This window comes from Rhodococcus sp. IEGM 1351, from assembly GCF_030056875.1.
GTDB lineage: Bacteria > Actinomycetota > Actinomycetes > Mycobacteriales > Mycobacteriaceae > Rhodococcus_F > Rhodococcus_F opacus.
Window position 1 is genome coordinate 59146 of sequence record NZ_JASHKU010000003.1, and the last position, 25040, is coordinate 84185.

The 25040-nt window shown below is 67.9% G+C and carries 19 protein-coding genes and 1 pseudogene; 11 read left to right on the top strand and 9 right to left on the bottom strand.

Features of this window, described 5'->3' with window-relative positions:
* Positions 1-25: 25 nt before the first annotated feature.
* Positions 26-592 carry an ATP-binding transcription factor AbmR gene (gene abmR / locus QM806_RS06255; RefSeq protein ID WP_005243791.1) on the bottom strand — a complete coding sequence of 189 codons (567 nt, stop codon included), beginning with the start codon at positions 590-592 and terminating at the stop codon, positions 26-28.
* A 95-nt stretch (positions 593-687) separates the two neighbouring features.
* Between abmR and QM806_RS06260 the strand changes: the two genes are divergently transcribed.
* From QM806_RS06260 to QM806_RS06270, 3 genes are all read left to right on the top strand, one after another.
* The gene (locus QM806_RS06260; RefSeq protein WP_283290761.1) at positions 688-2496 is read left to right on the top strand and encodes a penicillin-binding transpeptidase domain-containing protein; all 1809 of its coding nucleotides are present in this window, start codon (positions 688-690) and stop codon (positions 2494-2496) included.
* A gap of 96 nt (positions 2497-2592) precedes the next feature.
* Positions 2593-4272: an NTF2-like N-terminal transpeptidase domain-containing protein gene (locus QM806_RS06265; RefSeq protein WP_081276677.1), complete on the top strand. Its 1680-nt coding sequence runs from the start codon at positions 2593-2595 to the stop codon at positions 4270-4272.
* Between the two features lie 90 nt (positions 4273-4362).
* The gene (locus QM806_RS06270; RefSeq protein ID WP_167116183.1) at positions 4363-5100 is read left to right on the top strand and encodes a sulfite exporter TauE/SafE family protein; all 738 of its coding nucleotides are present in this window, start codon (positions 4363-4365) and stop codon (positions 5098-5100) included.
* Between the two features lie 8 nt (positions 5101-5108).
* On the opposite strand, the gene QM806_RS06275 is transcribed toward QM806_RS06270, so the two are convergent.
* Entirely contained in the window at positions 5109-6581 is a 1473-nt protein-coding gene (locus QM806_RS06275) for a peptide MFS transporter (protein WP_005263665.1), read from the bottom strand.
* A gap of 56 nt (positions 6582-6637) precedes the next feature.
* Complete coding sequence (locus tag QM806_RS06280) at positions 6638-7018, bottom strand: DUF3054 domain-containing protein (RefSeq protein WP_283290764.1); 381 nt, start codon at positions 7016-7018, stop codon at positions 6638-6640.
* A gap of 305 nt (positions 7019-7323) precedes the next feature.
* Here QM806_RS06280 and QM806_RS06285 point away from each other — a divergent pair, with 305 nt between their 5' ends.
* Positions 7324-8658 carry a DUF1254 domain-containing protein gene (locus tag QM806_RS06285; protein ID WP_133986186.1) on the top strand — a complete coding sequence of 445 codons (1335 nt, stop codon included), beginning with the start codon at positions 7324-7326 and terminating at the stop codon, positions 8656-8658.
* A gap of 72 nt (positions 8659-8730) precedes the next feature.
* Here QM806_RS06285 and QM806_RS06290 read toward each other — a convergent pair whose 3' ends face one another.
* Entirely contained in the window at positions 8731-9285 is a 555-nt protein-coding gene (locus QM806_RS06290) for a YceI family protein (RefSeq protein WP_133986187.1), read from the bottom strand.
* A 103-nt stretch (positions 9286-9388) separates the two neighbouring features.
* Positions 9389-9967, bottom strand: a complete 579-nt coding sequence (locus QM806_RS06295; RefSeq protein ID WP_005571313.1) for a TetR/AcrR family transcriptional regulator — start codon at positions 9965-9967, stop codon at positions 9389-9391.
* Positions 9968-10053: 86 nt separating this feature from the next.
* On the opposite strand from QM806_RS06295, the gene QM806_RS06300 reads away from it, so the two are divergent.
* Entirely contained in the window at positions 10054-10905 is an 852-nt protein-coding gene (locus QM806_RS06300; protein ID WP_005571312.1) for an alpha/beta fold hydrolase, read from the top strand.
* A gap of 10 nt (positions 10906-10915) precedes the next feature.
* On the opposite strand, the pseudogene QM806_RS06305 reads toward QM806_RS06300, so the two are convergent.
* A pseudogene (locus tag QM806_RS06305) lies at positions 10916-12618 on the bottom strand (2-isopropylmalate synthase).
* A 168-nt stretch (positions 12619-12786) separates the two neighbouring features.
* Between QM806_RS06305 and QM806_RS06310 the strand changes: the two are divergent.
* Complete coding sequence (locus QM806_RS06310; protein ID WP_054248600.1) at positions 12787-13443, top strand: FadR/GntR family transcriptional regulator; 657 nt, start codon at positions 12787-12789, stop codon at positions 13441-13443.
* 32 nt (positions 13444-13475) lie between these two features.
* On the opposite strand, the gene QM806_RS06315 is transcribed toward QM806_RS06310, so the two are convergent.
* Together QM806_RS06315 and QM806_RS06320 are read right to left on the bottom strand one after the other, a co-directional pair.
* Positions 13476-14609, bottom strand: coding sequence for a lysylphosphatidylglycerol synthase transmembrane domain-containing protein (locus QM806_RS06315; protein WP_005258597.1), 1134 nt, complete (start codon positions 14607-14609; stop codon positions 13476-13478).
* A gap of 28 nt (positions 14610-14637) precedes the next feature.
* The gene (locus QM806_RS06320; protein WP_005258596.1) at positions 14638-16095 is read right to left on the bottom strand and encodes an adenylate/guanylate cyclase domain-containing protein; all 1458 of its coding nucleotides are present in this window, start codon (positions 16093-16095) and stop codon (positions 14638-14640) included.
* 188 nt (positions 16096-16283) lie between these two features.
* Between QM806_RS06320 and QM806_RS06325 the strand changes: the two genes are divergently transcribed.
* The 5 genes from QM806_RS06325 (at position 16284) to QM806_RS06345 (ending at position 22079) form a co-directional block, all read left to right on the top strand.
* Positions 16284-17549 (top strand): AI-2E family transporter, encoded by a 1266-nt coding sequence (locus QM806_RS06325; protein WP_005573348.1) that lies wholly within the window; start codon positions 16284-16286, stop codon positions 17547-17549.
* On the top strand, positions 17533-18735 hold the full coding sequence (gene macS / locus QM806_RS06330; RefSeq protein WP_120659617.1) for a MacS family sensor histidine kinase: 1203 nt from the start codon (positions 17533-17535) through the stop codon (positions 18733-18735). The genes QM806_RS06325 and macS overlap by 17 nt, the downstream gene beginning before the upstream one ends.
* Positions 18728-19396 (top strand): response regulator, encoded by a 669-nt coding sequence (locus QM806_RS06335; protein ID WP_054248598.1) that lies wholly within the window; start codon positions 18728-18730, stop codon positions 19394-19396. Before macS ends, QM806_RS06335 begins: the two co-directional genes overlap by 8 nt.
* A gap of 61 nt (positions 19397-19457) precedes the next feature.
* On the top strand, positions 19458-20117 hold the full coding sequence (locus tag QM806_RS06340; RefSeq protein ID WP_120659615.1) for a DUF1707 SHOCT-like domain-containing protein: 660 nt from the start codon (positions 19458-19460) through the stop codon (positions 20115-20117).
* 66 nt (positions 20118-20183) lie between these two features.
* Positions 20184-22079 (top strand): DUF2339 domain-containing protein, encoded by a 1896-nt coding sequence (locus QM806_RS06345; RefSeq protein ID WP_283290771.1) that lies wholly within the window; start codon positions 20184-20186, stop codon positions 22077-22079.
* Here QM806_RS06345 and QM806_RS06350 read toward each other — a convergent pair.
* On the bottom strand, positions 22054-25035 hold the full coding sequence (locus QM806_RS06350) for an MMPL family transporter (protein ID WP_005574339.1): 2982 nt from the start codon (positions 25033-25035) through the stop codon (positions 22054-22056). The two genes, QM806_RS06345 and QM806_RS06350, sit on opposite strands and share 26 nt — an antisense overlap.
* Positions 25036-25040 lie beyond the last annotated feature (5 nt).

The following is a 25040-nucleotide window of genomic DNA, read 5'->3' on the forward strand; positions in this document are numbered from 1 at the left end:
CGGCGCCGATGCCCGCGCAATCGAATTAAATCTGGGGGCCGTCGGCCCTGAGTTCGTCCACCTTCGCCATAGCGTCGCGGAGTTCGGCGAGCCACTGTTCGCTGTGCTGGCCCGCCAGGCGCACCGTCCACATCAGGGCGTCCGATCGCGACCGCGCCACACCGGCGTCGACGAGCGTGTCGAGAACCTTGCGTTCGGGTTGGCGGAGCCGGGTCATCACCGGAACGGCGAGGTGAGTGAACAGCGTCTTGTGGCCGTCGAGGCTGACGCCCCACGCGACCTTGCGCCCGTATCGTCTCTCGGCCTCGTCGGCGATGCGCATCCGATCGCCCCGGGTCGTTTCGCGGAATCGGGAGATGCGTCCGTCGATCGCCGCCTCGGAACCGGAGTCGGCGGACTCGACGGGCGGCAATTCGCCGACCACCACGATCTCCTCGCGGTCGACCTCGACGGTCGCGGGGCCGGTGAACCAGTCGTCGGGAAGACGGCCGGCGAACCATTCGGCCGCGTCGCTCGCATCGGGGACATCCGCCTGCTGCCATCCACCGGGCCGGCCGAAGCGGCGCGGGCCCGGACCTTGTGTGTTTCTCATGGCGTCCTCCTGGGGACCCTGGTGCCGCGATCACTGCGATGCAGCACTGATTACATGATTACACCGATTATTCGAAGCGCGCCACCACGTCAGGCATGATCGAGTCCGTGCGCACCTCAACCGTTCGTCACAGCCCCATCCGTCCCACCCCCACCCGGAAGGCAGCGGCCGGAATCGCCGTCCTCGCGACGGTGCTCTCCGCCTGCGGACTCTTCGGACCGGACCAGCCCGACACCGTCTCGCAGCAGTTCGCCGACGCCCTGAACAGCGACGACGTGCAGGCCGCCGCCCAACTCACCACCGATCCGGCCGCCGCCACCGCCGCGATCACGGCGATGTACGACGGGCTCGGAAACAAGGACGGGACGTTCACCCGCACCGACGTGCAGGAGTCCGGCGACGACGGCGGCACGTTCACGATGGACGTGTCGTGGCCGTTCGCCCCGGGGCAGGAGTGGAAGTACAGCACCACCGGCAACGCCACCAAGGAAGGCGACGACTGGAAGATCGTCTGGGACCCGGCCGTGCTCGCACCCGGTCTCACCGACGACACCACCGTCCGGTACACCACCACGACCGGGACGCCACCGAAGGTCCTCGCCGCGGGTGGGGCACCGATCCTCGAACAACAGGTCGTGACGCTGGTCAACCTCGAACAGGGGGCCGACACCGCGGCGGTGGCGGCGTTGCTGTCGCCCATCGCGCCGACGATCACCGCGGCCTCGCTCCAGCAGGATCTTGCCGGCGCCCAGGGCAAGCCGGTCACGGCCATCTCGTTGCGCGCCGAGGACCTGGCGCCGATCGAACCGCAGCTGCGGCAACTCGCCGGCGTGACGCTGGCGCCGCAGACCAGGCTGCTCAGCACCGACAAAGCGTTGGCCTCACCCACCCTGGCGGGCCTCGGTGACCTGTGGCAGGAGGGGCAGGACGCCTCCGCCGGCTGGGCGGTGCAGTTGGTCGGTCAGGACGGCGCGGCCAAGAGCATCGCCGGTGAACAGGGGCCCGACGCCCCCGACATCGCGACGACCCTCGATCTCCCGATGCAGATGGCTGCCGAGCGGGCGCTCGCCGACGTCCCGCAGCAGGCCGCCATCGTCGCCCTGCGACCCTCCACGGGCGAGGTGCTGGCGGTGGCGCAGAACGCTCCGGCCGATGCACTCGGCCCGATCGCGCTGACCGGCCTCTACCCGCCGGGATCCACGTTCAAGACGGTGACCACGTCCGCGGCCCTGCAGGCCGGTGCCGCCACACCGGACACCGTTCTGCCCTGCCCCGGCACCGAGAACATCGAGGGCAGGCAGATCCCCAACGACGACGAATTCGACCTGGGCGCGGTCCCGCTGCACACCGCGTTCGCCCGTTCGTGCAACACCACCATGGGACGGCTGGCGGTCGGGTTGCCGCCCGACGCCCTGCAGCAAGCCGCGCTGCAGTTCGGGCTGGGCGTCGACTACGTGACGCCCGGGCTGACGACCGTGACCGGCAACGTGCCCGTCGCAGACAGTCCGGCGGCCCGTGTCGAGTCCGGGATCGGGCAGGGGCAGGTGACCGCGACGCCGTTCGGAATGGCCATGGTGGCCGCCTCCATCGCGAACGGTTCGACGCCGTCGCCTATGATCGTGCAAGGCCAACCGGGAACCGCCGACAAGACGGCGCCCACCGTGCCTGCGAACGTCACTTCCGACCTCCGGACGATGATGCGCGAAACTGTGACGGGCGGTACCGCTACTGCGCTGCAGGACATTCCGGGACTGCTCGGCAAAACGGGCACGGCCGAGTCGGGAAATGGTCCCGCACACGGCTGGTTCGTCGGAATCAAGGACGACCTAGCATTTGCCGTTTTTATAGCAACAGGTGACAGTTCGGCCCCTGCTGTGCAGGCTGCGGGGCGTTTTCTTCGATAAACCCGTTCGCGCGTTGCTGTTCGGGGATAAGTTGTGGCTCAACCGTAACTCCTTCGTAGGCAAATGGTGCTTGTTACGCATGTGACTGAAAGCAAGATGGTGGACATGGGGAATGGACGATCGCTTGGCCGCCGCAACAGATACGTGATCGCCCTGACGTCGGCAGTCATTTTGGCGGTGATTCTGGCGTCGTGTGTGCTGTCGAAAGAGGAGGCGACCGCTCAGTCGGTCGTCGACGACTTCGTCAACGCGCTGAACGAGGGCGACGCCGCTGCCGCGGCAGCGCAGACCTCGTATCCCAACGCCGCGGAGACGGCGATTCAGCAGATGTTCGACGGTCTCAAACCCGAGGACGCCAAGTTCGACCTGACCCAGTTCATGGATCTCGGCTCCGACTCCGGCTTCTTCACCGTTGGTGCCGCTTGGCATTTCGGTGAGGGCAAGGATTGGACCTACCAGGTTCAGGGTGGTGTGCGGAACCTGTCCGTCGGCTGGCGCATCTCCTGGGATCCGTCGATCCTCGCGCCCGACCTGGGCAACGGGCGTATCGTCCGCTACGACCGGACGGACGCCGCTCCGCCGCGGGTCTTCGACGCGTTCGGCGGGTTGCTCATGAACGAGCAGACCATCAACTCGGTCACCCTCGATCCCGCCACGATGCCCGATCCCGTCGCGACCACCCGGCGTCTCGCGGAGGTCCTCGAGCCGGTGGCACCCCTCGTGACGTCCGACACGATGATGGCGGAGATGGCCGAGAAGCCCGGCCAGCAGGTCACCGCCGTGCTGCTGCGCGACCAGGACTGGGAGTTCCTCGAGCAGGATCTTGCGATCCCCGGCGTCATCACCATCAAGACGCCGAAGCTGATCACGGCGGATCGGCGCATCACGACACCGCTGCTGGATCCGCTGCGCAAGGTGTGGCAGGCCAACCGGGATGCCACGGCCGGCTGGGCCGTCCACCTCGTGGACCCCGACGGCACGCTGATTCCGCAGGCAGGTTTCCAGGGCCCGCCCGGACCGGACATCGTCGCGACCATGGACTCCCGCCTGCAGCTGGCAGCCGAGGAAGCCGTGGTCAGTGTCGGCACCCCCGCGACGATCGTCGCGATCCAGCCGTCCTCCGGCGCCGTGCTGGCCGCCGCGCAGAACAACCAGGCGATGGAGCAGGGGCCGATCGCGTTCCAGGGGCTCTACCCGGCCGGATCGAACCTCGACCTGGTGAAGAAGGCCGCCGGACTGCAGAAGGGCGTCGACCCGTCGTCGCTGTCGATCGAGGACATCGAGAAGGCAGGCAATCAGCTGGGGCTCGGCATGAACTACAAGATCCCGGGCCTCGACCATCAGACCGCCGTCTTCACCGCCGACCAGTCGGGCATGAACCAGGTGATGAACCGTCAGGACAGCGACCTGCCCGCCGTGACGCCGTTCGGGATGGCCATGCTGGCCGCGTCGATCGCGCGGGGCAGCGCGCCGACACCGATGATCGTCCAGGGGCAGCCGGGCACCACGGATGTGGCCGCTCAGCCGCTTCCGGCGAACGTCAACGACCAGCTCCGCGGCATGATGCGCGACAACGTGGTGCGGGGCGGGGCGTCGTTCCTCAACGGCTACCCGGACCTCATGGGCATGAACGGTGCGAGCGGCGACGACCGCTGGTTCTACGGCTCACGCGGCGACCTGGCCTTCGCGGTCTTCGTCGCCGACGCCGACGGTGGGGACCGCGCGGTGAAGATGACCGACATGCTGTTCCGTGAGATGGCGAAGCCGGCGAACTGAGGACACGGTGATGGCGAAGCCGGCGAACTGAGGGAATGGCGGGGCCGTCCGCGCTGATGGAGTAAGTGAGCAAGGGTAAGTTTCTTCTTTGTGTCCCTGCTTGATATCGGTCTTCTCGTCGTAGCGGGGTTCTTCGCGGGACTGGTCGGCTTCGTCACCGGCCTGGCGTCCATCGTGTCGTATCCCGCACTTCTCGCGGTCGGTCTTCCGCCGGTGACCGCGAACGTCACCAACACGGTCGCGATGGTGGCGGTCGGCGTCGGCGCCCTGTCCAACTCGACGCGGGAGGTAGCCGACACCGGCCCCAAGCTGTGGCGCTGGGCGCTGTACTCGGCTGCGGGCGGCCTGGTCGGCGCGGGAATCCTCTTGGTGGCCCCGGCGGGGTCGTTCGAGGCGATCGTTCCGTTCATGGTGGCGTTCGCCGCGCTGGCGCTGCTGTTGCAGCCCCGGCTCCGCGCGCTGGCGGGCGAGCGGGACATGCCACGCGCGTACTCGGTGTCGCTGTTCGCCGTCGCCATCTACGGCGGGTACTTCGGCGCGGGCGCCGGCGTGATCTTCCTGGCGATCGCGCTGATCCTCACCTCGGAGAAGATCTGGCGCGCGACCATCCTGAAGAGCTTTCTCCTCGGCGTCGCGAACCTGGTGGCGGCGATCGGGTTCGCGATCTTCGGCCCCGTCCACTGGGGCGCCGCCGCCGCGATGGCGATCGGCGCCCTGGCCGGTGGCTGGTGCGGCCCGCCCGTCGTCAGGCGGATACCACCGTCCGTCCTCCGCGTCGTCATCGCAATCGCGGGATTCGGGTTGGCCGCGTGGTTGTGGGTGCGCTGAGACGACGCTCAGTGCACACCTTTCATCAGACGCCGGATCCACGGTGACCCGATGGCGAGGAGCACACCGACGGCGATCGAGCCCAGCCCGACCGCGGTGAAGTACGGAACTTCGTTGTTCTCGTCGTAGTAGCCGGCCAGTGTGCCCGCCATGGCGGTGCCCAGGGCGACGGACAGGAAGAACAACGCCACCATTTGGGTGTGGAAGGCCTCGGGCGCCAGCTTGGTCGACAGCGACAGCCCGACCGGGGACAGCAGCAGTTCGGCGAACGTGAACAGCAACAGGATTCCGGCCAGACCCAGCAGCGGTGCGCTGTTCGCGCCGCCACCCGACATCGGGATGAACGCCAGGAACGCGATACCCATGATGACGGTGCCCGCCGCGAACTTGATCGGCGACGACGGCTGACGGGGTCCGAGCTTCGTCCACGCGGCCGCGAAGACGCCGGCGAAGATGATGATGAAGACCGGGTTGATGGACTGCACCCACGACGGCGGGAAATCCCAGCCGAACAGGTTGCGGTCGAGTCGCTTGTCGGAGTACACCGCGACGGTGGTGAACTGCTGCTGGAACAGCGACCAGAACACCGCGCTGGCGATGAACATCGGGATGAACGCGTAGACGCGGCTGCGCTCGACGGCGGTGATGCGGCGGCTCGACAACATGATCGCGAAGTAGCCGATCGCCGCGACGATGGTGAGGCCGACCACGATGTCCGACATGTTGGCCGCGGTGATCACCCCGGTCAGGGACAGGGCCGCGATCACCACGACCGCGGCGGCGCCGATCGCGATCCACTTGGGCCGCTGAGCGCGGGGGAGGGGATTGGGCGGTTCCGCACCGATGCCGCGGAGGTGCTTGCGGCCGAGCGTGTACTGGATCAGTCCGAGGGCCATGCCGATCGCGGCGAGCGCGAAGCCGGCGTGGAATCCGATGGAGTCCTGCGCCCAGCCCGTCAGCAACGGGCCGACGAGGGCGCCGAGGTTGATACCCATGTAGAAAATGGAGAATCCGGCGTCCCGGCGGTCGTCGTCCTCGTCGTAGAGATCACCGACGAGAGATGTGGCGTTGGCCTTGAGCCCGCCACTACCGAATGCGACGCAGACCAGGCCGATGCCCACCCCCCACAGCCCCGGGAACACGGCCAGGGCGATGTGGCCGAGCATGACGAGGATGGCGCTGTAGAACAGGGTCCGTTCGGAGCCGAGGAGCCGGTCGGCGATCCACGCGCCGAGGATGGTGGACAGATACACCGTGCCGCCGTAGGCGCCGACGATGCTGGTCGCGGACGACTCGGCGATTCCGAGGCCACCGTCGGCGGCGGAATAGTAGAGGTAGTAGATCAGGATGCCTTGCATCCCGTAGAAGGAGAACCGCTCCCACATCTCGACGCCGAACAGGTTCGCGAGGGCGAACGGCTGGCCGAAGAAGCTGCGGTCGGACCGCTTCTCGTCCCGGGCCGGATCGATGGTGTCACTCATGGGAAAACTGTCTCACCTCGAGCGGGTGTGCGTGTGCCGTCGGGGCGGATTCGCCGCTATCGGGTGGTGGCGCGCGACTTCGTCACGATCTTCGCGACGGCCCGCCAGCCGAGGAGGAACACGGCGAGCACCGTGCCCGCCACGAGGACGAAACTGAACGCCGTTCCCTGGCCGCTGACGACGCGCAACAGCATGCCCACCACGAGCGTCGACAGCCACACCACGATGCCGGTCGGGACGATGAGGAAGGCGTCGAACTTGTCGCGGTAGAGCGCGACGGTGGCGAGCCAGCCGACCGCCAGGCCGGTCAGGAACGGCCACGCCGTGGTGGCCAGACCCGTCAGTGCGTTGGCTTCGTCGTGGCTGCGGCGGCCGATGGCGCAGAACACGATCACGACGACGACGTCCAGGACGAGCGCGGGGAGGTACTTCTTCACACGGCCAGCCTAGAGGTGGTGCCTTCTCACAGTTCCGGCTGATCGACTTCGCGCTGATCGCGAGACCGCGCCGGCCGGAACGCGTCGCGAGCTGACGGTCGTGCGGTCACCGATCGTGGAAGGGCACGGCGTTCATACGATGACGCGGTGCGGGTCGATACGTGGGAACGCTCGCAGGTTCCTCATCCGCATCGGGTGATGCACGACCGGGGCTGATCACCGCATTGTTGTAAATCGTACGGCTCGCCCACAGTCGGGCCGGTATGGAGACCCGACGCGTATCCGAGACGAAGAACAGGATTGCCGTGACGAACCAGACGTTGTCCGATCTGGCATCTCATGCCTACATCTACGGATTTCCCCTCGTCTTCAACTTGGACCAGGTCCACCGGTATGTCCACGAGGGAGTCGGAGCGAATCCCGCAGCAGGGTTCAACACCTTCAGCCATGCGCGAGCCTTAGCCGGCCCGGCAGACACGTTCGTGACCATCAACAACGACACCGTGTACTCGATGGCCCAGATAGATCTGTCCGTGGGACCTGTCGCCCTGCACGTTCCGGACACTGCCGGCCGGTACTACGTGCTGCAGTTCGTCGACGCCTGGACCAACAACTTCGCGTACGTTGGCCACCGCGCCACCGGCACCGCCGCCGCCGATTTCCTGCTGGTGCCGCCGGGCTGGAACGCCGGCGAACCGGGCGACGCCACCGTCATCACGTTCCCTACGACCATTGCCTCGATCGTCGGCAGGTGGGGATGCTCCGGCGACGACGACCTTCCGGCTGTTCATGCATTGCAGGATTCGACCACTCTGACCGTGCTCGACGCCGGCACCCGACCCGCGGGTCTCCCGTCGCCGGATCCGACGGTCGGCACCGACCTTCGGTTCTTCGAGAAGCTACGACTGTGGTCACAGGCCTTCCCGCCGGCTACACGCGATCGCGCATTGCAGGACTCGTTCGCACCGCTCGGAATCGACCGATCCGGCCCCACTCCCTACTCGTCACCGGACGACGAGACGGCGGCAGCTCTGCGGGCAGGCTTAGCTGCCGGTCGTCAAAATCTGGACACGGTACTGAAAAAGGGGTCGAGTCCCGAAGTCAACGGCTGGAAGCTGACGTTCCACGCCTTCGACTACAACCTCGATTTCTTCGAAGTCGGTTCGCTCGACGACGCACGATTCAAGATCGAGGACCCGACCTTGCGGATCATCGAGCGGGCTGCCGCAGCCAAGGGAGGGCTCTGGGGGAATCACCCCTACGAGGCGGCATACATCATGACCTACCTCGACGATCAGGGCCGGCAGCTCACCGGTTCGAATACGTACACACTCCGCCTCGATCCGACTCCGCCCGTTGACGCATTCTGGTCGCTGACCATGTACTCGGTGCCGGACTTCTTCCTGGTGAGCAACCCGATCAACCGCTATTCGATCGGTGATCGCACCCCCGGGATCGTGCGCGACGAGGAGGGGTCGTTGACCATCACCATCAGCCACACCAAACCCGCGAGTGATGCCGCGGCCGCGAACTGGTTGCCCTCTCCCGCAGGAGACTTCCGGCCCGTACTCAGAATGTACGAGCCCGCACCATCAGTGCTGGATCAGACGTACGTCATCCCACCGATCACCAGAATCTGAGACTGCGAGCGAACGACAGTCCCAGGTCGGAACGGGCACTCGTTCACTACCGCTGATATCGACGCCCATGGGTCAGGCCTGCAGGCCGGCCTCGATCTCGAGGGTGATGGTGATCTTGTCGCCGACGACGGCTCCGCCGCCTTCGAGGGGCATGTCGATGGTGATGCCGAAGTCCTTGCGGTTGAGGACGGTGGTGGCTTCGAAGCCGGCGACCGGGCCGTTGCCCATGCCGGGGTTGACGCCGTTGAATTCGAGGGCGAGCTCGACCGGGCGGGTGACGCCGTGGAGGGTGAATTCGCCGTCGACGACGTAGTCGTCGCCCTTGGCGCGGACGGCGGTGGAGGTGAAGGTGGCGGTGGGGTACTGCTCGGCGTCGAAGAAGTCGGCGGACTTGATGTGGGCGTCGCGGTCGGTGTTCTTGGTGTCGATGGATGCGACCTGGATTTCGGCGGTGACGGCGGCGGTGCCGTCCTCGGCGACGGTGATCGCGCCGGTGAAGTCGTTGAAGGTGCCGCGGACCTTGCTGACCATGAGGTGGCGGACGGAGAAGCCGACGGTGGAGTGGACGGTGTCGATGGCCCAGGTTCCGGCGGTGAGGTTGGGCAGGGTGGCGGTGGCGGTGGTCATGAAAACTCCTCGGATCGTCGACTCAATTAGTTGAATGTTCAAGTTCTTGTAGGTTCAACTATGAACCCGGTGGATTTCTTCCGCAACCCGAGTGTGACGCCTGTCACTCGCGCGACGGGAGGCAGGCCCGCGCGGCGGCGAGGACCGTGGTGCCGGCGGCATCGAGCGGTTCGGTGCTGCGGAGTGCGCGGGCCAGGACGAACGCGCCCTCCAGGCTGGTGACGAAGCCGAGGATCAGACGCCGCGCATCGGTCTCGGCGAATCCGCGGGCGCGCAGCAGGGCGCTGCCCGAGTCGATCCAGCTCGTGAATACGTCGGCCGTGGCCACGCGGAGCACCTCGTTGGTGCTCGCGACCTCGAGTGCGACCGTGGCGATCGGGCATGCGTCCGCGTAATCGGTGGCCACCAGGGTCTCGCCCGCCAACCGGAACCCCACCTCGATCCCCTCGAGGATGTCGGGATGCGCGTCGAGGATGGAGAACACGAGCCGGGCGTACTCCTCGCCCGACGAGCGGATGACCTCCTCGCCGAGTTGCTGCTTGCCGCCGGGGAAGAAGTGGTAGATCGACCCGAACGGGGCGCGCGCCTCCGCCGCGACCTGTTTGAGTCCGGTCCCGGTGTATCCGTTGCGGCGGAAGAGTTCGCCGCTGGTGCCGAGGATCCGGGCCTTCGTGTCTTTCACTTTCCTGCCTCCGACCGTTGCGCTCGGTGCCTACCTGATCGTAACGTGAATTTCAGTAGAACGATCTATCAAATGGAGTGAGCGCCATGAAGCAGATCGACCTCTCCGCAGGCACCGTCGAGTACCACGACACCGGTGGCGACGGCCCCGTCCTCGTGTTCATCTCCGGACTGACGATCGACGGCACCGTGTGGCGACACGTGGTGGAGCGGCTCGTTCCGGACTTCCGCTGCATCCTCCCCATCCTCCCGCTCGGCGCGCACCGCATTCCGATGCACGAGGACGCCGACCTCTCGTTGCGCGGCCTCGGACTGCTGATCGGCGAATTCCTCGAGCGACTCGACCTCGCGGACGTCACACTCGTGCAGAACGACTGGGGCGGCGCGCAAGTGTTCATCGCGCTCGGTGACACCAGCCGCGTCGCGGCGCTCGTCCTCACGCCGTGCGAGGCGTTCGACAACTATCCGCCGGGAATTCCCGGTCGCGCGATAGGTGTCGCGGTGGCGATCCCCGGTGGCCTCGCCCTGACCATGCAGGCGTTGCGATTCCGGGCGATGCGCCGGGCGCCGGCGGCGTGGGGCTGGATGAGCAAGCGACCGGTACCGAAACCGGTGATGGACGGCTGGTTCCGGCCCGCGACCACCGACCGCCGGGTGCGGCGAGACCTGCGCAAGTACACGACATCCCTGCCACCCAAGTCGACGCTGCTGGACTGGGCGGAAGCGAACCGGAGCTTCGACCGGCCGGTCCTCGTGCTGTGGGCCGTCGAGGACAAGGTGATGCCCCGCGACCACGGCCGGCGGTTGGCGGAACTGTACCCGCACGCCCAACTACGGGAGGTCGAGGACAGTTACACGTTGATGCCCGAGGACCGGCCGGACGTGGTGGCGGAGGCGATTCGCTCCTTTGCGGCTTCGCCGCCCGTGAGTACTTCTTAACGTCCGGCGGTTAAGAAGTACTCACGGCTCGATACACCGCCCGGATCGCGGAGGCCGTCACCGACTGATGTGAGCCCATGCCCCACACCGTCCGATCGCCGACGCGGCACTCCGCCAACGTGATCGCCGCGCTGTCGCTATCCGACTTCTGCGAGTGCTGAGTCAGGGAGAGGACGTCCACGTCCACGCCCTTCGACGCGAGGACATGGGTCATCGCCTCGACGGGGCCGGTGGCCACCGCCTCGCCCGACACTTCCACACCGTCGACGTCGAACACGACGAACAGCCGGTCACCGTCCGCGCCGTGCTCGACGGACCAGCGGCCGAGGCCGCCCCGATAGCCGTGCTCGGCGCAGAACAGTGTCCACAGTTCCTCGGCCGTGATCTCGAGCCCCGACGTGTCCGCCGCCTCCTGCACCTTCGCGGCGAAGTCGATCTGGAGCCGCCGCGGCAGCGTGACACCGTATTCGGTCTGCAGCAGGTGCGCGATGCCCCCTTGCCGGATTGGCTGTTGATGCGGATGACGGCCTGGTAGTCGCGTCCCACGTCCGCCGGGTCGATCGGCAGGTACGGCACCGCCCACGGTGCGCTCCTCGCATCCAGCCCTGCTGCTGCTGCGGACGCCCGATGCTCCGCGAATCCCTTCTTGATCGAATCCTGATGGGTACCGGAGAACGCCGTGTACACGAGGTCGCCGCCGTAGGGGTGCCGCTCGTGAACGGGAATCCGATTGCAGTACTCGACGGTTCGCCGCACCGTGTCGATGTCCGAGAGGTCGATCATCGGGTCGACGCCCTGCGCGTGCAGATTCAGGGCCAGCGTCACCAGATCGACGTTGCCGGTCCGCTCACCATTGCCGAACAGGCAGCCCTCGACCCGCTGCGCACCCGCCAGCACCGCCAGTTCGGCGCAGGCGACCCCGGTGCCGCGGTCGTTGTGCGGGTGCACCGACAGGATGACCGACTCCCGCCGCTCCAGATGCCGGTGCACGTACTCGATCTGATCGGCATACACGTTGGGCGTCGAGACCTCCACCGTGGCAGGCAGATTGTGGATCACGGGACGGTCGGGGCTCGCGTCCCACAGTCGGGTCAGGCTGTTGCGCACGTCGAGCACGAAGTCCGGCTCGGTCAGGTTGAACACCTCGGGTGAGAACTCGAACCGCCGGCCCGAATGATCGCCGGCGCCGCGTGCCACCTCCTGCGCTGCATCGAAGATCAACCGGTGCAGCGCTTTCCGGTCCTTGCCGAGCACGACGGAGCGCCACGTCGGCGCCGTCGCGGTGTACATGTGCACCACGACGTTCCGCAGTCCCTCGACCGCCTCGTACGTCCTGGCGATCAGATCGTCGCGGGCCGCGGTGAAGACGACGATCGTCACGTCCTCGGGCACCAGGTCCAGACGCACGAGGTCGCGGACGAAGTCGAAATCGGTCTGGCTCGCGGACGGGTATCCGACCTCGATCTCCTTGTAGCCGATCGAGATCAGCAGTTCGAAGAACGTGCGTTTGCGCTCCGGATCCATCGGCTCGGCGAGGGCCTGGTTGCCGTCGCGCATATCGACGGGAACCCACAGCGGGGCGGTGGTCGTGCGTCGCGCCGGCCAGGTGCGGTCGAGGTCGGGGACGGGAACGCGGTCCCAGATCGCGCGGTAGCGATCGGAGGGCATCGGCGAGGGTTGGTGGGTGTTCCAGGTGGGGACGGTGCTGGTCATCACGGTCTGCTCCTCGGAAAGGGGGTGCACGAGACGACCGACGCGGCGAAACCCCGCGGCAGGGTGCCGGCCTTCAGGCCCCGCCGCGGCAGTGGAGGAGAAGTCCACGGAACGCCACGGCGCTAGACAAGGAGAAAATCACTCATCAGACAACCTGAGGAGTTCTGAGTGACCTCGTCGATACGACGCCACCTGCTGACGGACCAGGCGGCGGACCTGCTGCGCTCTCGGATCGAGAGCGGTGAATGGGAGGTCGGCGCCAAGCTTCCCGGCGAGACCACACTGGCCGCGGAACTGGGCGTCGGACGGTCGACGGTGCGCGAGGCCGTCCGGATGCTCGCGGGCCTCGGCATGCTCGAGTCGCGGCAAGGGGCCGGCGTCTTTCTCCGCGGGTCGTCGCCACGGCAGGGCTGGGACCGGGTGCTCCGGACCGAGGAGATCCGGCACGTCGTCGAGGTGCGTAACACCGTCGAGATCGAGGCGGCCCGGCTGGCCGCGGCCCGGCGCGGCGAGGACGATGTCGCGGCGCTCCGCCAGGCCCTGGACGCCCGGTCCGCAGCGTCCGGAACCGGGGCTGCCGCGTTCGTCGACGCAGACATCGCCCTGCATCGCGCGGTCGTGGTCGCGGCGCGCAACCCGGTGCTGACCGAATTGTTCGAGACGTTCGTCCCGCGGCTGCGCGAAGCGATGCTCGACCTGATGGACGTGCTGGACCTGACCGCGCACAGTGAGCCCGACGCGGACGACCACCGACTGCTGGTGGAGGCGATCGCGGACGGCGACGCCGAGCAGGCCGTCCGGATCATGCGGCTTCGCCGCCTGTGAGTACTTGTCAACGTCCGGCGGTTAAGAAGTACTCACGGCTGGGAGTCGGGCTCGGGGTCCCCGGTGTGCTTCGTGCGCTTGGTGGTCGGTGACGATTGCTCCCGGCGCTCGAACTCGAGGTCCATCTCCAGGTCCTCGTGCTGGTTGTGCCGGAACAGGATGAAGAACACCACCCAGCCGACGATCGCGACGAGGATGTAGCTCACGACGCGGTAGACGAACACCGCCGCGAGGGCCTGCGACGCGGTGGCTCCCGCCGCCGTCAGCGTCGCGATCAGGGTGCCGTCGACGAACCCCAGCCCGCCCGGCGCGAGTGGAATGCTGCCCACGGCCTTGGCCGCGGCGAACGCGATCAGCAGACCCGCGAACGACGGTTCCGCGCCCACCGCCCAGCAGGCGAAGCCGAGGCACGCGACGTCGGCGAGCCGGTGCACCGCCGACCACCCGAACGTGATGACGGAATCCCTGCGGCTCAGCTCGACCGAATCGAGCTGGCTCAGGATCTCCTTCCACCGTTCGACACCCGTCTCGGGGGGATTCTTGCGGAACTTGTTGTACCGGGTGAGCACCCAGTGTCCGATCGACTCGATCGAGTCGGGGTTACGTGAGATGTATCGCAGTCCGTAGAACAGTCCGAACGCGGCCACCAGCGACAGTGCCAGCGTGACCGGACTCACCTTGGTGCCCACCGCGAACGCGCCTGCAGCGCCGAGCAGCGCGAGGCTGCCCGCGGCGATCACTCCGGAGATCGCCAGCTGCCAGGACGCGACGATGGGGGTGGCACCCCACTTGCGGGTCTGCTTGTAGGTGAAGGCGGTCGAGAACACCTGACCGGCCGGCAGGCTCACGGCCATCGCGGTGCTCGCGTAGATCACCGACACCGACTTCAGCTGGCTGACGACGACACCACCCGCCTGCAGCAGCCGCTGCTGGACCGCGCCGTACCCGCTCAGGGAGACGGCTTGGGCTGCGATACATGCCGCGACCCACCCCCAGTGGATCTCGGTGAGTGCTTTCCACGAGTCGCTGAGGGTGGGCCACAGGTAGATGCCCTCGACGGTCAGCAGGGCCAGGAGGCCGGCGCCGAGTAGCCATTTGATCCACCAGTATCGGCTTCGCTGCCGAGGAGGCTCGGCAGTGGGCGGGTCGGATCGAGGCTGGGCCACCTGGCCAGCGTAACCAACGGGTAGCGGATTACTCCGGATAGTCCTCCGGCCAAGCCAGATGGGTGTTGCGGCGGCGCCCCCGCAACTGGACCTGTTCGCCGAGTTCCCAGTGCGCCTGTTCGTCGTCGTCCGCGAAATACAGGGCGCTCGTCGAGGCCAGCACACGGCTGGGGTGGAGCTTGGCGAGTTCGGTGAGCCGCGACGCCTCGTTGACGGGGTCGCCGATCACCGTGTACTCGAAGCGTTCGGCGGCGCCGATGTTGCCGGCGACGGCGAGGCCTGCGGAGACGCCGATACCGACGTCGAGGCCGGTGATCTCGTTCAGCGCGAACCGCAGCTCCCGGGCCGCCGCCAGCGCCGCCGTCGGTGCGTCGGGGCGGTCGAGCGGGGCGCCGAAAATCGCGAGAGCCGCGTCACCCATGAACTTGTTGACGAAGCCGTGGTGCCGGTCGATCACGTCGACGACGACGCGGAAGAACTCGTTGAGCAGGTTCACGACCTCGCCCGGGGGACGCTCCGCGGCGGCGCCGGTGGAGCCGACCATGTCGACGAACAGCACCGCGACGAACCTCGTCTCCCCGCCGAGTTCGGTACCGAACTGCAGGGCCCGCCGTGCGACGTCCTCACCGACGTGCTGACCGAACAGTTCGCGCAGCAGCCGCCGTTCATCCGATTCGCGCATCATGCGGTTGAACCCGACCTGCAGTCGCCCGATCTCGCTGCCGTCGAACACCTCGACCCGGACGTCGGTGGCGCCGCGCTGGACGCGTTCGATGGCCCGTCGCAGCTGTTTGATCGGGTCGGAGATCTGGCTGGCCGTCAGCATCGACAGCGCGAACGCCTGCGCGATCGCGATGATCGACAGCAGCATGATCGCCCACGCGAGCGCGTTCGGGGAGAACACCAGGTCGGTGGTTATCTGCGTCACGCACAGCAGGATGATGCCGATGACCGGCATCAGCGTTCCGAGACCCCACGTCATGGCCATCCGGGTACCGACACCGGGTGCCATGGTCCGGTCGAACTCGCCCTCGCTGAGCGCGCGGGCGGCCACGGGACGCAGGATGCGTTCGCCGAGCATGTAGGTGAAACCGAACGTCGTGGTCGCGGCCATGCAGACGGTGACGATCACCGCCACCGCGAGTTCCGGCATCTCGGTGATGGTGAGCAGCACGAAGATGATGCCGCCGAGGATCCACAGCACCAGGTGCACGATCGCCTGTCGCAGCGGTGCGTGCAGCGCCGACATCTGCTCGCTGCGCGTCGGCGGACCCCCACGCAACTGCCAGCGGACTACCGACCTCAGCATCATCGCCGCGGCCGTGAGACTCACCACGGCGGCGAACGCGAGATAGCCACCGAAGATCGCGACGTTGCGGACCCGGTCGGCGATAATTTCCTGCGATTCGGGGATGGGCACGCCGTAACGCACGAACGCGAAGACGAGGATGGCGCCGATGAAATTGGCGAGGAGCATCGAAACCATATAGAGCGGCCATCTGCTGCGGACCGTCGCCGCGATCGCTCTATAGGATTTCCGCACGCCGTTCAATTTAGCGGGGGGTGTACCGGGTGGCGTAGGACACGTCCCCTAAAAGGCGCATATGCGTGCCCTGCGCGCGTGTTTCGCACGCGAATCGCCCGGCACTGTCCGAACCTCGATACGCTCCGCACGTGAACGCGAACGAGCAACGCTCGGACACTGCCGCGGTAACACAGGGCGGGGGTCACCCCTCGGCGTCCGTGCACCCGGTGGTGCGGGTGGCGGCCGAATGGACGTGGCGGCTCCTCGTCATCTTCGCGGGCCTGCTGACCCTCGGATACATCGTGACCAGGCTCGACACCGTCCTCATTCCGGTGGGCCTGGCGCTGCTCTCGTCGGCGCTGCTGGTGCCGCTCGTCGACTGGTTGCAGGGCAAGGGCGTGCCGCGGTCGGCTGCCGTCCTGGTCGTCCTCATCGGTTCGATCGGCATCGTCGCCGGGATCATGACGTTCGTCGTCGAGCAGTTCATCGAAGGTCTTCCCGGCCTGACCGAACAATTCGAGGCGAGCGTCACACAGATCCAGGGGTGGCTCACGGACGGCCCGTTGCACTTCAGCGAGGATCAGATCCGGCAGGCCGGCGACTCGGTGGTGAAGTCCATCCAGGACAACCGCCAGCAGCTGACGAGTGGGGCACTGACCACCGCCACTGTCGTCGGCGAGATCTTCACCGGAGCCCTGCTGACGCTGTTCACCCTCATCTTCTTCCTCTACGGCGGATCTCAGATCTGGGAGTTCGTCACCCGCCTCGTCCCCACCGCGTCGCGGCGACGGGTCCGGCTGGCGGGGAGTCAGGGGTTCGGCTCGCTGATCGGGTACGTCCGGGCCACGGTGGCGGTGGCCGCCGCGGACGCCATCGGAATCGGCGCGGGACTGGCGATTCTGGGAGTTCCGCTCGCCCTGCCGCTGGCGTCGCTCGTGTTCATCGGTGCGTTCATCCCGATCGTCGGTGCGTTCCTCACCGGGTTCCTCGCTGTGCTGGTTGCCCTCGTCACCAAGGGATTCCTCACCGCGCTGATCGTGCTCGGCATCATCATCGGGGTGATGCAACTCGAGGCCCACGTGCTGCAACCCCTGCTGCTCGGCCGCGCGGTCCGGTTGCACCCGCTCGCGGTGGTGCTGGCCATCACCACCGGCATCGTGCTCGCCGGGATCGTCGGCGGCCTCCTGGCGGTGCCGATCGTCGCGCTGCTGAACACGGCGGTGCGCTCGCTCATGTCCGCGGATCCCGAGGCCACCTACGACGCACTCGAGGTCGACGACCCGGCAGTCCCGCTCTATCCCGCCGAGGCCGACGTCCCGCACCCGCCGCATCCCGCCCACCCGCGCCTCGACGACCCGCACTTCGACGACCCGCACTTCGACGACACCGCCCAGACCCATGACCGACCGGAATGAGCACCGCACCCGCCTGCACTACCGGCCGCGGGCCGCGACCGAGCTCGACACCCAGCCGGACGCACCGCTGTGGCGGGCGGCGCAGGCGTTCCGCCTCGTCACGCTGGTGTACGCGATCAGCTACCAGATCGTGTCGGTGCAGTACTACACCCATCAGCGGCTGAGCTGGTTCCTCGTCGCCCTGATGGCGGTGTGGTCGGGACTCTCGGCCGTCCTGCTGTCCCACGGGAAGGTCCCGCGCTACCAGGTGGTGATCGCCGACCAGCTGATCGTCATCGCGCTGATGGCGTCGACTCGCCTTGTCGCCGATCATGATTGGTACAACCACCATCAGACGCTGCCGACGACGCTGTGGGTCACCAACGCGGTGATCTCCGCCGCCGTCTTCGGCGGGCCGTGGCTCGGGATGGCGTCCGGTGTGCTGATGGCGACGGTGAGCGCGGTGGTGCGCGACCAGGTCAACCTCGACCTGTGGCGGGACGCGACGGCGCCGGTGCTGGTGTCGGTGGGGCTGGCGCTCGGGCTCGCCACCACCACCGCGAGGCGTGCGCAGGCCCAACTGGAGCAGGCGGTGCGGTTGGCCGCCGCCACCGAGGAACGGGAACGACTCGCCCGTGAGGTGCACGACGGCGTCCTGCAGGTGCTCGCGCTCGTCCGCCGCCGCGGCAACGAGATCGGGGGACCCGCAGCCGAACTCGCGGATCTCGCCGGCGAGCAGGAGGTGGCGCTGCGCATGCTCATCTCCGAGCAGGGCGCGGGTGTGGCGTCGGATCTGGGTGGAAGCTTGATCGATCTGCGACTGTTGCTGGGCACGCGGGCGAGCACCACGGTGTCCGTGTCGACCCCGGCCCATCCGGTGACGATCGAGCGCGACCGGGCGACGGAACTCGTCGCGATCGTCGACACGGCACTGTCCAATGTCGCACTGCACGCGGGGACCGGCGCCCGGGCGTACGTGCTGCTGGAGGATCTGGGCGACGAGGTGATCGTCAGCGTCCGCGACGACGGCAGCGGAATCGCCCCGGGACGGCTGGCCGAAGCGGAGGCGGAGGGCCGCATGGGAGTATCGAAATCCATTCTGGGCCGCGTCGGCGCGCTCGGCGGCACCGCCGAACTCGACACCGAACCCGGTCACGGCACCGAATGGGAGATCCGCGTGCCGAAGGGAGACGAAACGCATGGGTGAGACGGAGACTGGCGAGCAGATCACCGTGATGGTCGTCGACGACCACCCGATGTGGCGGGACGCGGTGGCCCGCGACCTCGAAGGCGCCGGGTTCACCGTGGTCGCCACGGCCGACGGCGTCGCCGCGGCGGGACGTCGGGCCGCCGCGACCCGTCCCGGCGTCGTGCTCATGGACATGCAACTGCCCGACGGAAACGGCGCCGCGGCCACCGCCGCCGTCCTCCAGGTGTCGCCGGACAGCCGGGTGCTGGTGCTGTCGGCCTCGTCCGAGCGTGACGACGTCCTCGACGCCGTCAAGGCCGGTGCGTCCGGGTACCTCGTGAAGAGCGCGTCCGTGGAGGAGCTGCTGGACGCGGTGCGGGCCACCGCGGCGGGGCAGGCGGTGTTCACACCGGGGCTTGCCGGACTCGTGCTGGGGGAGTACCGCCGGATGTCGAGTGCGCCCGCCGACGAGCAGGGTCCTGCCATCCCTCAACTCACGGAACGGGAGACCGAGGTTCTGCGGTTCGTCGCGAAAGGGCTCAGCGCCAAGCAGATCGCGACCAAGCTGTCGCTGAGTCACCGCACCGTCGAGAACCACGTCCAGGCCACGCTCCGCAAGCTGCAGCTGGCCAACCGCGTCGAGCTGACCAGGTACGCCATCGAGCAGGGCCTCGAGTAGCCGTGAGTACTTGTTAACCGCGGGCGGTTAACAAGTACTCACGGGCGCTAGCCTGGTCGGTATGGAGGCACGGGACCTACGCGTATCGGATGCGGAGCGCGAACACGTCGGCGAATTGTTGCAGCGGGCGGTGGGCCAGGGGATGCTCTCGCTCGGTGAGTTCACCGAACGGATGGACACGGCACTCGCCGCGAAGACGCGGGCAGAGCTGAACGTCGTGCTGGTGGATCTGCCGGGAATCCAGCTGATCTCCGACTTCACGCCGCCGCCGTACCCCGACCAGCCGTATGTGTCTCGACCGGCGCCGCCGGTTCCGCCGGTTCCGCCGGTCGCGCACCGGTCGCCCGCGCCACCGCCGGGCGAGGTCATCCGGGGCCGGATGTCGTCGGTCAGCCGCACCGGCTCGTGGAACGTTCCCCCCGCCCTCGAGGTGAACACCCGGCTGTCGACGGTGACGCTCGACTTCACGCGGGCCGTCATGACCACGCAGGTGGTGCACGTGACGATCGACGACTATGCGAGCACGATCTCGCTGATCGTGCCGGAAGAGGCGACGGTCGACCTCAACGGCGTGGAAACGGTCGGTGGTTCCGCGACCAACAAGGTGCGGACCGGCCCGCCCATCGGCCCGCTGCACGTCGTCGTGCGAGGCAAGGTGAGGTTCGGGAACGTGACGGCCAAACACCCTTTCGGCACCTCGATTCGCCGAATGTTCGGGTAGCACGACGCAGGTCTCTCGAGTAGGCCTACTCATGTGTGGGTGCCGTCGCCGCAGGACGATTGACCCATGTCCACACCTGGTACTCCTTCGATCGACCCCCGGCTGGTCGCGCAGCTCTCCGGTGACTTCTCGGCGCTCGGGCAGCAGATGCGTCACGTGGGTGAGAACCTCGCCGTCCTGCAGGCGCAGCTCGCGAGCGTCCCGCGGCCCCAGCCGCAACCCCAACCCCAGCCGCAACCCCAACCCCAACCCCAGCCGCAACCCCAGCCGGCGTCGCAGCCGATGTACCGACCCCCGGTCGCCCAGCCGCCCCCGCCGCCCGCACCGGCCGTCCCGTACCGTCCCGCTCCGGCGCCACCGCCCCGGGTGGCTCGCGAACCCTGGTGGCAGCGCGACGGGGTGATCAGCCGCGTGCTGGCCGTCGCGGGTGTCGCCGTCACCCTGATCGGTGTCGTGATGCTGCTCGTGCTGGCGGCGCAGGCCGGTTTCTTCGGTCCGGAACTGCGCGTCGTGGCGGGCGGGTTGTTCTCGGCCGGTCTCGTCTACACCGGTACCCGCGTCTTCGGACGGCCCGGCGGCCGGGTCGGCGGGATCGCGCTCGCGGCGACGGGTATTGCCGGCGCCTACCTCGACGTCGTGGCCGTGGCGGTCGTCTATCACTGGTTGCTGCCGGTGCTCGCCATGGTCGTGGCACTCGGGATCGCGGGAGCCGGTGTCGCACTGGCGGTCAGGTGGGGTTCGCAACCCCTCGCGCTGCTCGTGGTGACCGGCGCCGCCGTGCTCGCACCCGTCCTCACCGACGGCATCACGCTCACCCTCATCGGGTTCCTGTTCGTCATCCAGGTCGCCAGCTTCCCCGCGCAACTCGGTCGCGACTGGCTGTACCTGGCGATTGCACGGACGTGCCCGGTGGTGATCGCGCTGCTGATCGCGATCGCGAGTTCCGGACTGTCCGACCGACCGGAGAGGTTCTGGCTGCTCGCGTCCGCCGCCCTGGTCGCCCTGTTCGGGCTCGTCTCGTCGATCATCCTGTTGCGCAGTAACTCCCGTGACGTCACTGCGACCGCGATGATCGTCACGACGGCCGTCCCGACGCTGGTGATCGGCCACCTCTTCGACCGGCTCGGGTCCACGCTGATCGCGCTGGCATTGGCCGCCGCGATGTTTGCCGCGTTCGCGTCGGCGCGGTCGTTGCCGGGACACGCACGGATCGCGCTCGCGGGCGTGGGTACCCTCGCTCTGCTCGAGGCCTGCCTCATCGGTTCGAGCGAAGACCTCGCGCCGCTCGTCCTGCTCGGGGTGGCGGCACTGTTCCTCACCATCGGCGGGCAGGCGGGGTCGCGGATCGCGTATGCCGTCGGCGCAGTGTTCACCGTCGTCGGCGGGTTCGCCTTCGTGATCACCGCGCCGCCGTTCGTTCTCGTCGACGAGTACAGCGCGCTCGACTCGCTCGGGGTGACCACGGTGCTGTCCTCGCTGGTGCTGGCGGGAACCGTGTTCCTGTTCGTCTGGTACGCGCACACGCTGAAGCTGCTGAGCGACAACACCGCCCAGCCGTGGTGGGTGCTCGCCGGGCTGGTGATCCTGTACGCCGTCACCACCGCGACGGTGTCCGCGGGAACGGCGCTCACCGGGACGTCCGCAGGATTCATCGCCGGACACTGCGCTGCGACCATCGCGTGGATGGCGGCGGCAACGGCGGCGCTGGTGTTCGGACTGGCCCGCCGCGACTACGCGCACACCGCGCTCGGCGTCGGGCTCGGACTGACCGCCGCAGCGCTGGCCAAACTGTTCCTGTTCGACCTGGCCACCCTCGACGGCCTGTTCCGCGTCCTCGCGTTCCTCGTGGTCGGTCTGCTGTTACTCCTCGCCGGCACCCGCTACGCGCGTGAGTTCGCGGAGCGGGAGGCCGGACGGGGAACGCCGAACGGCTCCGTCAGCGCCGGTTCTGCCGAGCGATGAGCTCGCTGACGCTGACGGCGTTGCCGTCGTCCGCGCGGTGCCTGCCGCTCGAGGCGTCGTCCGGATCGACGGGCGGTTCCTCGACGCTGCGGCGACGCGAGCCGTTGGTCGGGGCGCCGTTGGGTGGGGTTCCGTTCGCGGGCGAGCCGTTGCTGCGCCTGCTGCCGTTCACGGGTTCCGAAGGCTCGGCGGCACGGCGCCTCGACGGAATCGGCGGCACCGGGCGGGCAGGAGACGACTGGGGGGTCTCCTGCTCGTACGGTGCGGGCACCGAGCGCGGCGAGCGGGTCGGCAGTGACGGCGCCGACGCACTGGGTCGCGGTTCGGCGGGTGAGGAGATCGGCCGCGGTTCGGCGGCCGACGTGGACCGGAGGTCCGCGAGCCAACTCTCGATCGGACGCGACTCGGTGGCCGGACCCGGGGCGGGGGCCGCCGGACGGGGCCGCGGAGCAGGACGCGACTGCGGTGCGGGCCGCGACTGCGGTGTGGGACGCGACTGCGTCGGGGCCGGACGCGGCGGAGCAGGCTGCGGCAGCACAGTGGTCTGCGGTTCCGCGGTCGGCGTGTCCTCGATCTCCTCCGGTGCCCGAGCGGGACGGCCGGTCGCCGACCGGCGAGCCTCGTTCTGCGCCCGGCGCGCCTTCGCGTCGTCCTCGGACATCTTCGCGGCCAGCGCCCGTGCGGTGACCAACGGGATCGGCTCGGTGAGCGGTTCCGGTTTCCGGGGTGCGGGCGGCGCCGCGAGCTTGCGCTGCGGCGGGACGGCACCGATCGGGGTGAGCTCCGGGACGTCGGTGGGCATCAGCTCGTTGTCGAGGATGGGCTCACCGAGACCCGTCTTCTCCTGGATCCGCTTCATCCACGCCGGCGCCCACCAGCAGTCGTCGCCGAGGAGCTTCATCGTGGCCGGCACGAGGAACATACGGATGAGGGTCGCGTCGATGATCAGCGCGGCGATCATGCCGTAGGAGATGTACTTCATCATCACCAGTTCCGAGAACCCGAACGCGCCCGTGACGACGATGAGGATGAGCGCGGCCGCGGTGATGATGCGGCCCGTGTGCGCCGTGCCGATGCGGATCGACTCCGTCGTACTGGCCCCCTGCGCCCGCGCCTCGACCATGCGCGAGAGCAGGAACACTTCGTAGTCGGTGGACAGGCCGTAGACGATCGCGATGATCAGCACCAGCACCGGCGACATGATCGGGCCGGGGGTGAAGTTCAACCACTCCGAGCCGTGACCGTCGATGAAGATCCACGTCAGGATGCCGAGCGTGGACCCGAGGCCCAGCGCGCTCATCAACGCCGCCTTGATCGGCAGCACCAGCGAGCCGAACGTCAGGAACATCAGCAGCGTCGTCAGGACGAGGACGGAGATCACCATCGTGGGCAGGTGGTCGAGCAGCGCGGCGATACTGTCCTGCTCGATCGCCGGGGTGCCGCCCACCAGTACCTGCACGCCGTCCGGACTGTCCATGGCGCGCAGATAGTCGATGGTCGGCTTCGACTCGTTGCGGTCGACGAGGCCTGCCTTGAGGACGACCACACCGTCCTTGGCCGCGCCCTCCGGGGTGAATCGCTCGATCAGCCCCGGCGCGCCACTGGCTTCCTTGATGATCTGGCCGAGCGCCTTGTTGTCGGCGTCGGACACGACGAGCTTGACCGGTTCGGTGCGCAGATTCGGGAAGATCTCGTCGAACTGTTCCTGCGCGGCGCGGGTCGAGCTGTCCGGGGGAAGGTAGGTCTCGTTGATGCCACCGAACTTGATGCCCGTCAGCGGCACGATCAGTAGGAGCAGACCGACGACGATCGGGATGGTGACCTTGAGCGGGTTACGCATCACCCAGCGGGTGAGCCGGCCCCAGATGCTCGCCTCGATCTCCTCGGTGTTCTTGGTCTGACGGAAACGGTCGAGGCTGAGGGCGTCGATGCGCTTGCCGAGGATGCCGAGGATCGCGGGCAGGATCGTGATCGACGTCAGCGCCGCCAGGCCGACAGTCGCGATGGCGCCGTAGGCGACGGACTTCAGGAAGCCCTGCGGGAACAGCAGCAGACCGCCGAGGCTGGCGACGATCATCGTCGCCGAGAAGACCACGGTGCGGCCCGAGGTCATCACCGTGCGGCGGACGGCGGAGCGGGTGTCGTACCCCTCCGCCATCTCTTCTCGGAACCGGCTGACGATGAACAACCCGTAGTCGATGGCCAGACCCAACCCCACGAGGGAGACCACGGGCGCGACGAACGAGTTGACCTCGGTGAAGTTGGTGATCAACCGGACGACGCCGTTGGCCCCGACCACGGTCAGGCCGCCGATGATCAGCGGCAGCGCCGCCGCGACGACACCACCGAACACGAAGAACAGCAGAATGCCGACGGCCGGGATCGCGAGGATCTCCATTCGCCTGATGTCTTTGGCCATCGTGTCGTTGAGCGCACCCGACACGGGCTGGAGTCCGGCGAGTTGCACGTCGACGCCGTCGATGTAGAACTCGTCCTTGACGTCGCGGAAATTGGCCGTGACCTCGGTGTCGTTGTCGCCGACGATCGCGATGCTCTCGATCGCGTGCTGCTTGTCGGCGTCCGCGGCGGACGCCAGCTGCGGTGCGCTGCCGACCTTGAAGTAACCGCCGTTGATCTTGAGGATCTTGTCCGGGTGTTCCGCGGCCAGCCGTTCGAGGTTTTCGACGACCTTCGCCTGGAACTCGGGGTCTTCGATCGTCTTGCCCTCGGGCGCCGTATAGAGCGCCACGACGTCGCTGTTGGTGTCGCGACCGAAGGTGCCGTCAGCCAGCTTGGCCGCGGCGACCGACTCCGAGCCCGGATCGTCCCAGCCGCTCTGGCTGAGATGCTTCTCGAGGCCCAGGCCGTACGCGGCCGAACCGAGCAACAAGGCAACCATGATGCCGATGACGGTGAATCGGGCCCGGTAGACGACGCTTCCCCAGCTCGCGAACACTGATC